This window comes from Terrabacter sp. 2TAF16 (assembly GCF_052115065.1).
Taxonomy (GTDB): domain Bacteria; phylum Actinomycetota; class Actinomycetes; order Actinomycetales; family Dermatophilaceae; genus Terrabacter.
The window spans coordinates 36,546-50,576 of record NZ_JBFRFZ010000003.1 but is presented as its reverse complement, the minus strand read 5'-3'; the positions used below and the strand labels follow the sequence as shown (position 1 = coordinate 50,576).

Here is a 14,031-nt window from a genome sequence, read left to right as displayed (position 1 = left end):
GGGCCGGGCGTGACCCGTCAGGCGACCGGGATCGTCGACGGTGGGGTGCAGACGAGCTCGTCGCCCTGCGGCGCTGTGGAGGGCGCCTCGACGACGCCGCCGCCGACGGCGGACGGTCGGGCCTGCTCGGCACGATCGGAGACCTGGACGCAGAACTGCCACTGCTTGACGGCCGGGTCGACCGGGGTACGCGGGGCCTCGAACGAGTCACTCGGCACGTCGAGCGTCGGAGGCGACACGGCATACGCCTTCCCGGTGATGCTGGCACCGGGCGCGATCGTGTGGCCGCCCATGACGGGCGCTGCCGCGAAGCGGACGTTCGGGCCGGGAGCGAAACCCTGCTTGCTGAGGCGGAGGACGCCGGACTCCTCGTAGACCCACGCGTGCTTGGCATCGACGTCCATGGGCAGCGTCGCGCTGCCGAGGTCGGCGGGCACGACGTCGTAGGCGAGGACGGGCTTCGTGCCCGTGTTGGTCAGCGTGTAGTCGACGACGAGGCCGGGACTCGCCGCGACGCCGGCACCCGTCGCGCCCACCTCGGGCCCTCCCGGCGCCATCGTCGCCTCGAGGCGCACGCCGCCCGACGTCGCCGTCTCGGCGCCCGCGCCGGCGTCGACCGTCGAGCCGGCCGTGGCCGACGGACCGTCGCCACCGGCGGGCGTGGCGGCCCCGGGTGACGGCGTCGCCTGCCCGCAGGCACTCGTGACGAGCACGGATCCGAGGGCGAGCGCGACGAACGCTCGACCGGGACGAACCGGGTGGAGGGGACCGCGCAGGACGTGGTGGGTCAACGGCTTCATGACGATGAAGACAACCACGAGACCGGAAGCGTTGCATTCCGGACGAATCCGCGCCGGGCCGTCATGCCTGACGAGACGTGCTCACTTGAGCAGCTTGGACATCCGTCGGTCGGCGAGCGGCTTGCCGCCGGTCTGGCAGGTGGCGCAGTACTGCAGCGACGTGTCGGCGAACGACACCTCGCGGACGACGTCGCCGCACTCCGGGCACAGCTGGCCGGTCCGCGCGTGGACCCGCATGCCCGCGCGCTTGGCGTCCTTGAGCTCCTTGGCCGGCTTGCCCGACGCCGTCGTGACCGCGCTCTTCAGCGTGTCGCGCAGGGCGGCATACAACCGGTCGACCACCTCGGGGGCGAGCGTGCCCGCGATGGCGAACGGGCTGATCTTGGCGACGTGGAGGATCTCGTCGGAGTAGGCGTTGCCGACGCCGGCGATGAACTCCTGGTCGCGTAGCAGGCCCTTGATCTGCGTGCGCCGGCCCTCGAGCATCGAGCGGAACTGCTCGAGCGTGAAGTCGTCGGCCATCGGGTCGGGGCCGAGGCGCGCGATGCCGGGCACCTGGGCCGGGTCGGTGACGATGTAGGCCGCGAGCGACTTCTTCGTGCCGGCCTCGGTGAGGTCGAAACCGGAGCCGTCGGACAACCGCACCCGGAGTGCGATCGGTGACTTGCCCGGTCGCAGCACGGTCATCGGCAGCTGGTCGGACCAGCGCAGCCAGCCGGCCCGCGCGAGGTGGAAGACGAGGTGGGTGCCGTCGGCGTCGATGTCGAGGAACTTGCCGTGGCGGTGGACACCGTCGATGGGTGCACCCTCGAGCGCCTGCGGTGGCGGGTTGAACGTCTTGAGCACGCTGAACGAGGCGAGCTCGACCTTCGTGACGGCAAGGCCGTCCGTCCGCTCGGCGAGGAAGTCGACGAGCGCCTGCACCTCCGGCAGCTCAGGCATGGCCCCAGTCTGTCACCCGGAGCCGACGGAACGGCCCGGACGCGAGGGCTGCTCGTCGGCCGCGACGACCTCGCCGACCTTGCCGGCGCCCTCGAGGACGCGGAGCATCCCGTGCCCGTCCGCAGCCGAGTAGGTCGGCACGGACCGCGACGCCCAGGGACGGATGGGCGAGTCGATCTTCATCGGGTTGGAGAGCACCTGCTCGGTCGGCGACAGGTGCCGGATGCAGATGGCGTCGACGCGGTCGGGGCGCGCCTCGGCGAAGTCGGCGTAGATCTGGGGGTCGTGCTGGCCGTCGTCGCCGACGAGCAGCCACGTGATCTCGGGGAAGTCGCGGGCGAGGCGGTCGAGGCAGGTGCGCTTGTGCGCCTGTCCGCTGCGGAACCACCCCGTGTTGGTGGGCCCCCAGTCGGTGAGCATGAGCGGACCGAGGGGGAAGCCGTTCTCGACGAGGAAGCGGTTGAGGGTGGCGGCGGCGTTCCAGGCGCCGGTCGACACGTAGACGATGGGCGCGCCCGGGTGCGCCGAGAGGATGCGGCGGTACATCGGCGCCATGCCCGAGACCGCGTGACGCGCCTTGCCCCGGCGGACGAAGGTGTTGAACGCCGCGATCATCGGGCGGGGCAGCATCGTCGTGATGACGGTGTCGTCGATGTCGCTGACGATGCCGTGCGTGACGCCGTCGGCGACGATGAAGACGTCGGCCGCGACAGGGTCGGTGCCCTGCACCTCGACGACCACCTGCTGCCAGCCCGGGGCGAGGCCGTGGTCGCGGGCGACGATGTCGACGTGTCCGCCGCGGTCGGACCGACCGTAGACCTCACGGTCACCGGCGGTGACCTTGACCGGGACGCCCGTCGCGGGCGAGGTGATGAAGGCGCGCCAACCCCGGTCGTAGTGGGCCGGGCTCAGGGCACCGGTCGCGTCCTGCCTGGCCTCCGGACCCTCGACGTCCTCACGGCCCTTGCGCCCGAGGAGGATCCGCGCATAGACACGGACGAAGGAGGACGAGCCGTAGCCCACGTGGGTGATGACCCGGTTGCCCCAGCCGCGGCTGCGGAGCACGCGCTCGACCTGCTCGTGGACGGCGTCCTCCACGATGGCGGCCGCGTGCGGTCGGGACATGGCCACAACCTACCCGGCGGGGGTGTCGGGCGAGCAGAGGGAGCGCGGCGGGCGCGCGGCGGGCGCGCGCCGGGCGCGCGCCGGGCGGGTGCCACCAGGTGGACCCCGGCGGGCGCCGGGTCGACGCGGCGGGTTTGATGGACGCCGTGCACCCCATTGCCGAAGTCCTCAGCAAGGCCGCAGGCGGCGACTTCCCGACCGTCGACGGCGCGTGGCAGCGCGTCGAGCCGTGGCGGCCCGGCGTCGAGGGCGTCGTCGCCTTCACCGGGCACGCCTACCTCGCCGTCGACGACGACGTCTCGGACGGCACCCTGGACTCCCTGAGCCCGGACGGCTTCGGCGGCGCGAGCAACCCGCGCCTCGTCTCGCGCCTGGCCGGCACCGGCTGGATCGACGCCCTCGACCTCATCCTCGTGGCCCGCGGAGCCGGCGGCGAGCCCGCGCTCGTGCCGCGCAGCGACCTGCGCAACCACCCCCGCGCCCAGCACGCGACCTCCGTGCGCAGCGACGTCACGACCTTCGGGTATGCCGCCCCCGACGACCACACGCTCGTGACCCTCTCGACGGGGCTGGGCGGACTGCCCGAGGTGGGCCTCGAGACCGATCCGTCCAAGGACCACGTCGGGACCGACGTCGTCCGCGACGCCCTGACCCTCATCGACGAGGGCGACGTCGTCGTCGCGGCCTGCGCGCCCGGCAACGCCCGCGCCCTGCGCGCGTTCCTCGCGGCCGGCTTCGAGCCGGTGGCGTCCGTGCAGCTCTGGCGCCCCGAGCGCTGACCCCGACTGCTGACCCCGAGCGCTGACCCTCGGCGGCGCTCGAGCACACCGACGATTGGCGGATGTCGGTCAGTCATGATCGGATCTGCGCGTGGACACCGGCGTTGGCGTGGGCAGTGAGGCACACCGTCGGCCTGCGCGTGCCCACCTGTGGCCGGTCCTCCCTCTCGCGGCGGCGGCCTGGTGGCTCGGCGGTGCGCTGCCCTGGATCCTCGACGGGCTCGGCGCGCGCTCACCACGCAACTGGCCCTACGACGTCGCCACGGGCTCGGCGACCGACGGCTACATCAGCCTCCTGCCGTTCACGACGGCGCGCCTCGGGCTGCTCCTGACGATCACGCTCGTCGGCGGCGGCCTCGCGGCCCTCGCGACGCTCTGGGTGCGTCCCCGCGCCGGGCGGCGGCTCCGGGTGGCCGTGCTCGCCGCCCTCGGGGCCCTCACGTCCGGCGCCTACACGATCGCCCAGTCGGCGGGGGCCACCCGCCAGCTCGGCAGCGACTTCGACCGCGACGACCGCGTCATCGTCGGCGTCCTCGCCGTCGCGGTCCTCGGCACGGTCGTCGGTCTCGTGCTCGGGCTCCTCGTCGCCCTCGGCGGCCCGGTGCTGCGAGCCCTGGCCGCCGCTCCGCTCGCCGTGGCCCTCGGCAGCTGGGTCAGCGCCGTCGTCGTCGCCCTGCTCGGCCTCCAGCGGTCGCTGGGCCTGCTGCAGTGGAGCTCCGTCGTCGTGGGCGTGGCCGCAGGTCTCGCCCTGGCCGGCCTGGGCCTGCGCCCGGCTCGACGCCTCGTCGCGTGGCTCGCGGTGCTCGTCCTGCTCTCCGTCTGCGCCGCCGGCCAGACCGCCTTCTCCTACCTCGCGTCCTACCTGCGGCCGCGCTCGGGACTGCCCGACGGGCTGCGCGACCACGTCGAGGCGAGCCGCGACGTCTTCGTCGCCGCCCTCTCACCGGCCAACCAGGCCTGGGGCGTGCACCTCGTCGCTATCGCCGTCGGCCTGCTCGGGTCGCTCGTGCTGTGGCGGCGTCCCCCGACGCCGAGCAGCCCCGGAACGGCGCGCCCGGCACCAGGCCCGACCACCCGGCATACGACCTCTCCTGCACAGGACCGTCACGCGGGCGCCACGACCTCATGACACGGGGGCCGCGGCCCGGCACGTACCGTGGAGCCATGCTCAGGGGATCTCGTGCCAGGACTCTCGTCGCCGTCTCGCTCTCGGGGGTACTCGTCGGCACGCTCGGCGCCGGCTGCTCCCTCTTCGACTCGCCGCCGAAGCCCGACGACACCGCTCGTGCCCTCGCCTCAGGGCTGGCGAGCGGTGACCTCGGCGCGGTCACCTTCAAGAACACGACGCCCGCCAAGGCGACCGCCTTCGTCAAGGCCGCCTACAAGGACCTCGGCACGCTGCGTCCGCAGGTGGCCCTCAGCGAGATGAGCCACACCGAGGGCTCCGACCACGCCACGGCCACGCTCTTCAGCCGCTGGGACGTCTCGACGTCCCCGACCGACTGGACCTACGAGACGCAGGTCGACCTGAGTCTCGTCGACGACCAGTGGCGGGTGTCCTGGACGCCCGGTGTCGTCGCTCCACAGCTCACCTCCGACGAGACCCTCGACCTCGCCCGCAAGTGGCCTCGGCGGGCCGACATCGTCGACTCCTCGGGCGGCAAGATCATGACCGAGCGCGAGGTCGCCGCCGTCGGCATCGACAAGACGAAGGTGTCGGGCGCCGAGGCGACGGCCTCGGCGAAGAAGCTCGCCGCACTCATCGAGATCGACCCCGCCCGCTTCGCGGCGAAGGTCGCGGCAGCCGGCTCCAAGGCCTTCGTCGAGGGCGTCACCCTGCGAGCCACCGACCCGATCATCGAGGAGCGGGGCGCCGCGATCGAGAAGGTCACGGGCGCGCTCACCGTCCCGGCCCTGCAGGTGCTCGGCCCGAGCCGCACGTGGGCCGCCCCGATCCTCGGCACGGTCGGCGAGGCCACGGCCGAGCAGATCAAGGCCTCGAAGGACGCCCTCGAGGCCGGCGACACCGTCGGCAAGAACGGCCTCGAGTACCGCTACGACGCCCGGCTGCGGGGCACGCCCGGCCTGGCGGTCCACGCCGTCAAGCGCGGCGCCGACGGCAGCGTCCTCGACAAGCGCGAGCTCTTCGCCGAGCAGTCGACCGAGGGTGAGCCGCTGACGATCACCCTCGACCCCAAGGCCCAGTCCGCGGCCGAGGCGGCGCTCGCCAAGCAGACGAAGCACCCGACCGCGCTCGTCGCCGTCCGCGTGTCGACCGGTGAGGTGCTCGCCGCGGCCGTCGGGCCCGCCGCCGCCGGCACGACCCTCGCCCTCGCCGGCAAGGAGGCACCGGGCTCGACGTTCAAGATCGTCAGCTCGCTCGCCAACGTGCGCAAGGGCGCCACGGCCGACACCACGCTGCCGTGCACCGAGACGCTCACCGTCAACGGTCGCCGGTTCAGCAACTACACGACCTACCCCAAGGACAAGCTCGGCGACATCCCGATGCGGACCGCCCTCGCCTTCTCGTGCAACACGGCCTTCATCAGCCAGCACGAGAAGGTGAGCCAGGACGACCTCGTCTCCGCCGCGCAGTCGCTCGGCATGGGCGAGAAGCTCGACCTGCCCTTCACCGGCTTCCTCGGCTCGGTGCCGACGACCGACGACGTCGTCGAGCACGCAGCGTCATTCATCGGGCAGGGGCGCGTCGAGGCGTCACCGCTGACGATGGCGATCGTCGTCGCGTCGGTCATGAAGGGCCAGACGGTGCGCCCGCAGCTCGTGGCCGGCGCCCCCGCCCTGCCCAAGCCCGCGACGCCCCTCGACCCCACCGAGGCGGGCGTGCTACGTCAGGAGATGCGTGACGTCGTCACCGAGGGGTCCGGCACGGTCCTGGGTCCGCTCGGCGTCGAGTACGCCAAGACCGGCACCGCCGAGTTCGGCACGAAGAGCCCGCCCGACACCCACGTGTGGATGGTCGCCGGCCGCGGGGACATCGCGATCGCGGCCTACAACGAGGTCGGGGACAACGGCGTGACGGGCGCCGCGCCCTTCATCGTCAGCTTCCTCAAGGCGTACGACCTCCGCTGACACCCCGCCTCCTGACCGTCGAGAGGCCACTTCGTGCCGGTCACGGGCAGACGAAAGGCCACTTCTCGTGACGAGAAGTGGCCTTTCGACGTCGATGAGGCGACAGACTCTGGCCTCTCGACGGTTGGGGTGACCCGGGCTACAGGGCCGTGACGACGTCCACGTCGGCCGCACGCACGTAGGCGAAGCGGTGGCCGAGGGAGATCTGGTAGTAGCGGTCCTGACCGACGACGTCGACGTGGTCGTTCGGGGTGCCGAGCGAGAAGGTCGAGGCACGGTAGTAGTTCGTCGGCACCGTGAGGTCACCGACGGCGTACCGCTGGCCCGCCGCGAAGGAGTACTGCAGCGGCGCGAGCGCCTGGACCGGGATGCCCGCCGGGTAGGCCGACGCCTCGGGGTAGGCCCGCCCGTAGACCGGGGCCTTGACCAGACCGGCCTTGGGCACGACGTAGGAGCCCTTGACCGGGACGGCCGTCGGGTCGGACGCCGGGTTGAGGAACCAGGCCTTGACGCCGTTGAACCAGATGGCCGTCCAGTCACCGCTGCGCTCGGCCACGGCGAAGGTCAGACCGGTCTGGGCGCGGGCCCCGATGTCGGACACGTTCGTCGTCGACGCCGCGCCGTTGGACTTGCGGCCGATGTCGTTGACGAGCGGCGCCGTCTCGGACGGCTGGGTGTGCAGGTAGACGAAGTTGGTGCCCTGCGCGCGGCAGGCGACGCCCGCCGTCGTGCAGCCGGTCACCGGCTGGATGTTGTCCTCGAAGCCGGGGAGGATCCGCACGAGGTCCTGGGCCGCACCGGACTGGTGGGCCGAGAGCGGCGCTCCGAGGAGCTGGAAGTAGTGCTCCCAGTTCCAGTAGGGACCCGGGTCCCAGTGCATGCCGGCGACGCCGCCCGGGGTCGTGGCCGGTACCTGGTCGTGGCCGAAGACGTGCTGCATGTCGAGCGGGATGTCGTACGTCTTGGCGAGGTAGCGCACGAGCCGCGCGGACGAGCGGTACATCGGCTCGCTGAACCACTCGGCGCCCTGGGGCGCGAAGCCCTCGTGCTCGAGGCCGATCGAGTGGCTGTTGACGTACCAGTTGCCCGCGTGCCAGCCGACGTCCTGCGGCGTGAGGTGCTGGGCGATGTGGCCGTCGGAGCTGCGCAGGCTGTACTGCCACGACACGTAGGTCGGGTCGCTCACGAGCTTGAGCGTCGTGTCGTAGGTCGCCTCGGTGTCGTGGATGACGATGTTGGTGATCTTCGGCGAGCGCGGACGCTGGGCGAGGTCGTGGTTGCCGTAGTCACCGGCGCCCGGGCCGTACTGCTCGTACGGTGCGGGGACCCACTCGCAGTCGAGCCCGGGCGGGCAGTCGACGGGGCCGCCGTTGGGCTTCTTGAGCAGCCCGAGGCGGTCGACCTGTGCCGTGTCGGCCCTGACGGCCGACGGCAGCAGCGAGACCTCCTTGCCGTCGACGGTCCGGCGCGAGGCGCCGGACGCGATGACGGAGTAGGTGTCGTCGGCGAAGGCCGCCGCGACGTCCTCCTGCGCCGAGCCCGAGGCGTCGGCGACGGCGGCGTACCACTGGCCCGCGTCGGTGGACTGTCCCATGGGCAGCCCGAGGCGCTTCTGCGTGGCGGCGAGCAGGGCCGCACCGCCGCGGATGTTGGCGACCTCGTCGGTGCGCAGTGCGTCCTCGGCGAGGCCGGTCAGCTCCGCGGCCCGGCCGAGCGTGTCGGCCACGGGTGCGGCCTCCGGAGCGGACGGCTCCCCGAGGCCCTTGGCGTCGGCACGGGTGCCGAGGTCGGCGTCGACGAGGTGCATGGGACCGTAGCCACCGGACGTGCTGTGCCCGGGGTTGAAGTCCCAGCGGGTCTGGGCGTACGACACGGCCTCGAGGACCGTGCGCGGCACGCCGTACTCCGTCGAGGCCGCCGCGAAGGCCCGCTCCCGGCTGGCGGGGTCGGTGCCGGAGGCCGAGGCCGACGGGTCCGCGGCCTGCGCGGCCGGGCTCGTCAGGGCCAGACCGGCTGCGACGGCCGCGACGGCGCCGAGCGCTGCGACGGACCGCCGCGCCCTGCGGCCTCCCGGAGGTCGGTGTGGCGTGGAGCTGGGTATCACTCGATCGTCCCTTTCCTGTCCTGGTGAGCGCAGGACGCTGACGCCGACGTGATCCGTCGGTGCTGCCTGCCTGCGAATGGGTGCGTCCGGCCCCGAGCCCGACACACACCTCTGACACCGAGCATTCCCGCGCACCCCGAGGCCCGCCACTTGAAACCGTCACCCAAGCGTTGTCCCGATTCCACCGCGTCGGACGTGCATCGTCCGCCGCGAGGGGCCACCATGGACGTCATGGGGCGCGCAGGCCTGTGCGTGGGGATGGCCGTCGCAGCACTCTTCGTCGGGGGCTGCGGGTCAGCCACGCCCGAGGACGGGTCGACGGGTGAGGTGACCTCGTCGGCCTCGGCGCCCACGTCGTCGACGACCGCGGCGCTGCGCTTCGGCGCCGCCGGCGAGGACGCGCTCGGGTCGTCGTACGGGCCCACGTTCCCGCTGACGTTGCGGCGCACCGGTGGCATCGCCGGCTTCGACGACCAGATCGTGCTCGAGGCCAACGGTCGGGTCCGCGTCGAGACGCGCTCGGTCCACGGCCGGGTGTGCACGCTCAGCGTCCCGCAGCAGCGCCAGCTCGTCACCCTCCTCGCGACGCTCCGCCTCGGCACCTCGACGGCCCCGCCGCCGACCGACGGCTCCACGGCGCTCGACCCCGACGCCGTGCCCGAGAGCGACCCGATCACGATCTCGGTCACCGACCACCAGGCCCGGGCGATCGACCTCAGCGACCCATCGCTCGGCGAGATCTCCGGGCTCGTCGGCATCCTCGTCAGCGACGTCACCCTCTCGGTGCCCGCGACCACCCGCTGCACGACCCCGACCACCGCTGCGCCGGGCGCGGCGGCCACCGCGCCCGCCTCCTGAGCGTCCGCGCGGGCAGGAGTCCCGGCCGAACGCACGAGGTCGGTATGCCGCGGGGCTGACCCGGCGGCATACCGACCTCTGTGGTGCGTGTCCTTCAGGGCAGCTCACGCGGCCCGGAGTGCTCGGTCCGTCAGAAGTTCGTCGCGACGTCGTCGACGACGAAGCTCGTCTGGAGCGAGGAGTCCTCGGTGTCAGCGAACTTCAGCGTGACGTTCGTGCCCTTGTAGGCCGTGAGGTCGATCGTCTTCTGGACGTAGGACGCCTTCGGCGTGGACAGGTTGGAGTAGCTCTGCTTCGTCACGCCGTTGATCTGGACGGTGGCCGTGTCGTAGGCGCTCGTCGTCGTGGTCTCGGCCGTGTCGATGCGGATCCAGTAGGTCAGCGCCGGAGCGGTGGCCGTGGCCGGGACGGCGAAGGTCTGCGACTCGTTCTCCGAGCCGGCCGTGCCGTTGCCGCCGAGCCACAGCTTGTACGAGCCACCGTGGGCCGGACGGCCCGTGTTGTTCGTGATCGGGCCCGCCGTGCCGGTCCAGCCGGTCTGGCCGGACTCGAAGCCGCCGTTGGTCAGGGCAGCGCCGCCGCCACCGCCACCACCGGTGCCGCAGGTCTCGGTGCTGGCCGGAGCCGAGATGGCGCCCATGGCCTTGTCGACCGCGGTGCACTCGGCCGAGCCGACGCCGTAGAGGTCCTTGGCCGCCTTGATGACACCGGTGCGGGCCGCCGCGTAGTTGCTGCTCGAGGTGAGGTACGTCGACAGCGTGCGGTACCAGATCTTCTCGACCTTGAGGTGGCCGATGCCGGTCACCGTCGAGGCGTTGCAGGTGGGGCTGTTGTAGCTGACACCGTTGATCGTCTTGGCACCCGAGCCCTCGGAGGCCAGGTAGTACCAGTGGTTCAGCGGGCCGGACGAGTAGTGCGGGTCGAGGCCGCCGAGGGAGCTGCTCCAGCAGTCCTTCGAGCCGCCGTCCTTGCTCGGCTTGTCCATGTAGCGCAGCGGCGTGCCGTTGCCGTTGATGTTGATCTCTTCGCCGATGAGGTAGTCGGGGGTGTCGCTCGGGTTGTTGGTGTACCACTCGACACCCGTGCCGAAGATGTCCGACGTCGCCTCGTTGAGACCGCCAGCGTCGCCGGTGTAGGCGAGGCCCGCGGTGTTCTCGGTGACGCCGTGGCTCATCTCGTGGCCGGCGACGTCGAGCTCGACGAGCGGGGCCGCGTTGCCCGCGCCGTCGCCGTAGGTCATCTGCGTGCCGTCCCAGAAGGCGTTGACGTAGTTCTGGCCGTAGTGGACGCGGCTGCGGGCACCGGTGCCGTTGTTCCAGATGCCGGCGCGGCCGAGCTGGGTGTTGTAGTAGTCGTACGTCTTGCCGGCGCCGTAGTGCGCGTCGACGGCCGCCGACTGGCGGTTGCTCTGGGCGCCGTTGCCCCAGACGTCGTCGGCGTCGGTGAACGTCGTGCCGTTGCCGCTCGTGGCCTGGTTGAGGTCGGTCGTGTAGTTCCCGTGCGTGTCCTTCATCGTGTACGTCGTGCCGGCGGTCGTGGCCAGCGTGACGGAGCCGACGAAGATGCCGTTGCCGGTGCCCTGCTTGACGTCGTCCCAGCTCGTCAGGGTCTTGCCCGTCGTGGCGTCGACGATCGTGTGCAGGCGGGTCGGGGTCTGGTCGGCCTTGATGCCCTCGGTGATGACCTCGTAGGCGAGCTTGGGACCGGAGGCCGACTGGAAGACGACGAGCTCACCGGGGGTGGCGGTCTCCTTGGTGGCCTTCGAGGCGGCGAGACCGGCCTGGTGCGCCTCGCTCTTGGAGACGCTCGGGGTCATCGTCGCGGGGGTGACGTTCTTGCGGTAGTTCCACGTGACGCTCTTGACGGCACCCGAGGAGTCCTTGTGGCTGACGAAGTCGCCGCCGATGACACGCAGGCCGTCGAGGGTCCGCTCGTAGCGGACGTGCGTCGCGCCGTTGGCGTCCTGGATGACGGACTTGACGGTGAGCTTCTCGCCCGAGGCGAGGCCGAGGGCGCTCGCGGACGATGCTGCCCGGGACTGCTCGGTCGCCTTGAGGCTCTGCGACTCGGGGGCAGGCGCCTTGTCGCGTCCTGCACCGGCTGCTGCGCCCGCCGGGATCGCCGGCGAGATGGCGAGGGCGAGGGCGAGCAGCCCTCCGGTCGCCAGCCCAGACTTCAGTCGATTCACTGGTTGCTCCTTGTCGAGATGCGGCTCGTGGGCCGCCTGGAGGGAGTTCCGCTCATCTCACGACTTGAGATCGGGCCGGAACGAGCGTGACGTTGGCAGCAGCCCAGAACACGGGTCAACGGGGCTTACCAAGTCTTTGCCAAATGCCTCCGAAGTCCGGAGTAGCACTTGGCCGCAGGGCGATTCGCCGCAGGGCCCGACTTGGGCGATCTCCCAGAGTCGCCCGTCGAGGGCCTCCGTCGGCCTTCAGTCGGCGCTCGGACGGTGCTCCGCGCGGTCGCGCGCACGCGCCAGGTCGGCCGGTGTGTCGACGTCCAGCGCGACCCCGGAGGGGTCGTCCACCGACTGCGTGCGTATGCCGTCGGCGAGGTCGCGCATGCTCCTGCCGTAGGGGTCCCCGAGCTCGTGGAGACGCCCGTGCAGGGCGGCGAGGCGCCAGGCCGAGCAGAGCCAGTTGGTGCGTCCGTCCCGGTCGACCGTCACGGCGAGGTCGGCCGACCCGAGCGCCTCGAGGAGCCGGTCGACGTGGGCGGAGGTGACGAAGGGCAGGTCCGCGGCCAGCAGCACGACGGCATACGGCAGCGGTGTGGCACTCGTGGCGGCATCGGCGGCGAGGGCCTCGACGGCGGTGGACACGCCGGACACGGGGCCGCCGCCGGGGACGCGCTCCCACACGACGCGTACGCCGTCGGGGACGCCCTGGCCGGGGCCGACGACGAGCGCCGGGCGGTCGCCGGCCGCGTCGAGGACGCGCGCGACGAGGGGGCGGCCGCCGACGTCGAGGACGGGTTTGTGCGAGCCCATCCGCCGGGAGGCCCCGCCCGTCAGGACGACGACGACCGGGGGCGCTTCAGGTGGGCGGGGCGGCACCCATCGGAGTCTGGCACGGAGTCTGGCAGGCTGAGGTCATGGGACGGGTCACGGTACGGCGCAAGGTCACGACGATCGACCTCGCGACCCCGTCGTCGACGACGCGCCCCGACACCCTCACGGTCGAGGAGCCGCTCGAGCTGCGGGTCAACGGTTCGCCGCTCACGGTGACGATGCGCACGCCGGGGCACGACATCGAGCTCATCCACGGCTTCCTCATGTCGGAGGGGCTCATCAGGTCCGCCGACGACATCGCTCTGGCGCGCTACTGCGAGGGCGCGGTCGTCTCGGGTGAGAGCGGCTTCGACGAGAACACGTACAACGTCATCGACGTGACCCTGGCGCCGGGCGTGGCAGCGCCGGCCGCCTCGGCGACGCGCGCCTTCTTCACGAACTCGTCGTGCGGCGTCTGCGGCAAGGCCAGCATCGAGCAGCTGCGGGCGCAGTCGGCCTTCGACGTGCGCGCCGACACGACGGGGTTCGCGGCCAAGATCATCGCCGAGCTGCCCGACGCCCTGCGCGTCGAGCAGCGCTCGTTCGACAAGACCGGGGGACTGCACGCCGCCGGCCTCTTCACGGCCGACGGCGAGCTGCTCGTCGTGCGCGAGGACGTGGGCCGGCACAATGCCGTCGACAAGGTCGTCGGATGGGCCCTGCAGAGCGGACGCGTGCCCGGCGTCGGGTGTGTGCTCGTCGTGTCGGGGCGCGCGTCGTTCGAGCTGACCCAGAAGGCCATCATGGCCGGGATCCCTTGCCTCGCAGCGGTCTCGGCGCCGTCGTCACTGGCGGTGGAGTGCGCCGAGGACGCGGGGATGAGCCTGCTCGGCTTCGTGCGCGGCACCCGCCTCAACGTGTATGCCGGCGCGCACCGGATCACGACCACCTGACCACCCGAGCAGCCCGACCACCCGAGCGACTGGAGGCCCACCCGTGGCGATCTTCGCGATCCACTACACCTACCCCGACGACGCGACCGAGATGCTGACGATCCGCCCCGAGCACCGCGAGTGGCTGAGCGGGCTCTCGGGGCTGCTCGTCGCCGGGATGTACCAGGACGGCATCGACGAGGTGAGCGAGGGCGAGCCGACCGAGCAGGAGGCCGTCAACGCGGCGCTCATCGTGTGCTCGGGCGAGTCGCTCGAGGCGGTCACCGAGGCGTTCGACCAGGACCCCTACTGGCTCGGCGGGCACATCCTGCGCCGCGTCGTGCGCCGGTGGGACCCGCCGCTCGGCCCGTGGGTCGCCGACCCGACCAACTCACCGGGCTGACGTCTC

General features: G+C 72.1%; 12 protein-coding genes. 6 read left to right on the top strand and 6 right to left on the bottom strand.

From position 1 onward, the window contains the following. Window positions 1-17: 17 nt before the first annotated feature. The 3 genes from AB4Z14_RS04085 to AB4Z14_RS04075 form a co-directional block, all read right to left on the bottom strand. Window positions 18-818: a hypothetical protein gene (locus tag AB4Z14_RS04085; RefSeq protein WP_442274069.1), complete on the bottom strand. Its 801-nt coding sequence runs from the start codon at window positions 816-818 to the stop codon at window positions 18-20. A gap of 63 nt (window positions 819-881) precedes the next feature. Beyond that, window positions 882-1,742: an Fpg/Nei family DNA glycosylase gene (locus tag AB4Z14_RS04080; protein ID WP_056775050.1), complete on the bottom strand. Its 861-nt coding sequence runs from the start codon at window positions 1,740-1,742 to the stop codon at window positions 882-884. Between the two features lie 12 nt (window positions 1,743-1,754). Beyond that, window positions 1,755-2,867 carry an App1 family protein gene (locus AB4Z14_RS04075; RefSeq protein ID WP_442274068.1) on the bottom strand — a complete coding sequence of 371 codons (1,113 nt, stop codon included), beginning with the start codon at window positions 2,865-2,867 and terminating at the stop codon, window positions 1,755-1,757. 146 nt (window positions 2,868-3,013) lie between these two features. Here AB4Z14_RS04075 and AB4Z14_RS04070 point away from each other — a divergent pair, with 146 nt between their 5' ends. The 3 genes from AB4Z14_RS04070 (at window position 3,014) to AB4Z14_RS04060 (ending at window position 6,736) form a co-directional block, all read left to right on the top strand. Beyond that, complete coding sequence (locus AB4Z14_RS04070; protein ID WP_156415522.1) at window positions 3,014-3,646, top strand: N-acetyltransferase; 633 nt, start codon at window positions 3,014-3,016, stop codon at window positions 3,644-3,646. Window positions 3,647-3,737: 91 nt separating this feature from the next. After that, on the top strand, window positions 3,738-4,775 hold the full coding sequence (locus AB4Z14_RS04065) for a hypothetical protein (RefSeq protein ID WP_442274067.1): 1,038 nt from the start codon (window positions 3,738-3,740) through the stop codon (window positions 4,773-4,775). A 35-nt stretch (window positions 4,776-4,810) separates the two neighbouring features. After that, the gene (locus AB4Z14_RS04060) at window positions 4,811-6,736 is read left to right on the top strand and encodes a penicillin-binding transpeptidase domain-containing protein (RefSeq protein WP_442274066.1); all 1,926 of its coding nucleotides are present in this window, start codon (window positions 4,811-4,813) and stop codon (window positions 6,734-6,736) included. Between the two features lie 139 nt (window positions 6,737-6,875). Here AB4Z14_RS04060 and AB4Z14_RS04055 read toward each other — a convergent pair whose 3' ends face one another. Then, on the bottom strand, window positions 6,876-8,840 hold the full coding sequence (locus AB4Z14_RS04055) for an N-acetylmuramoyl-L-alanine amidase (RefSeq protein ID WP_442274065.1): 1,965 nt from the start codon (window positions 8,838-8,840) through the stop codon (window positions 6,876-6,878). A gap of 231 nt (window positions 8,841-9,071) precedes the next feature. Between AB4Z14_RS04055 and AB4Z14_RS04050 the strand changes: the two genes are divergently transcribed. Beyond that, window positions 9,072-9,698, top strand: coding sequence for a hypothetical protein (locus AB4Z14_RS04050; RefSeq protein WP_442274064.1), 627 nt, complete (start codon window positions 9,072-9,074; stop codon window positions 9,696-9,698). Window positions 9,699-9,828: 130 nt separating this feature from the next. On the opposite strand, the gene AB4Z14_RS04045 is transcribed toward AB4Z14_RS04050, so the two are convergent. Further along, the gene (locus AB4Z14_RS04045) at window positions 9,829-11,886 is read right to left on the bottom strand and encodes a M4 family metallopeptidase (RefSeq protein ID WP_442274063.1); all 2,058 of its coding nucleotides are present in this window, start codon (window positions 11,884-11,886) and stop codon (window positions 9,829-9,831) included. Window positions 11,887-12,132: 246 nt separating this feature from the next. Then, the gene (mobA, locus tag AB4Z14_RS04040) at window positions 12,133-12,756 is read right to left on the bottom strand and encodes a molybdenum cofactor guanylyltransferase (RefSeq protein ID WP_442274062.1); all 624 of its coding nucleotides are present in this window, start codon (window positions 12,754-12,756) and stop codon (window positions 12,133-12,135) included. Window positions 12,757-12,794: 38 nt separating this feature from the next. Between mobA and fdhD the strand changes: the two genes are divergently transcribed. Together fdhD and AB4Z14_RS04030 are read left to right on the top strand one after the other, a co-directional pair. After that, a complete protein-coding gene (gene fdhD, locus AB4Z14_RS04035) occupies window positions 12,795-13,643 on the top strand; it encodes a formate dehydrogenase accessory sulfurtransferase FdhD (protein WP_442274061.1) in 849 nt (282 codons plus the stop codon). A 43-nt stretch (window positions 13,644-13,686) separates the two neighbouring features. Next, entirely contained in the window at window positions 13,687-14,025 is a 339-nt protein-coding gene (locus tag AB4Z14_RS04030) for a YciI family protein (RefSeq protein WP_442274060.1), read from the top strand. Window positions 14,026-14,031 lie beyond the last annotated feature (6 nt).

Bases quoted from the DNA above. Each gene is read 5' to 3' on its own strand.
- AB4Z14_RS04080 (WP_056775050.1), bottom strand. From the start codon at position 1,742: ATGCCTGAGCTGCCGGAGGTGCAGGCGCTCGTCGACTTCCTCGCCGAG.
- AB4Z14_RS04075 (WP_442274068.1), bottom strand. From the start codon at position 2,867: ATGTCCCGACCGCACGCGGCCGCCATCGTGGAGGACGCCGTCCACGAG.
- AB4Z14_RS04060 (WP_442274066.1), top strand. From the start codon at position 4,811: ATGCTCAGGGGATCTCGTGCCAGGACTCTCGTCGCCGTCTCGCTCTCG.
- AB4Z14_RS04050 (WP_442274064.1), top strand. From the start codon at position 9,072: ATGGGGCGCGCAGGCCTGTGCGTGGGGATGGCCGTCGCAGCACTCTTC.
- fdhD (WP_442274061.1), top strand. From the start codon at position 12,795: ATGGGACGGGTCACGGTACGGCGCAAGGTCACGACGATCGACCTCGCG.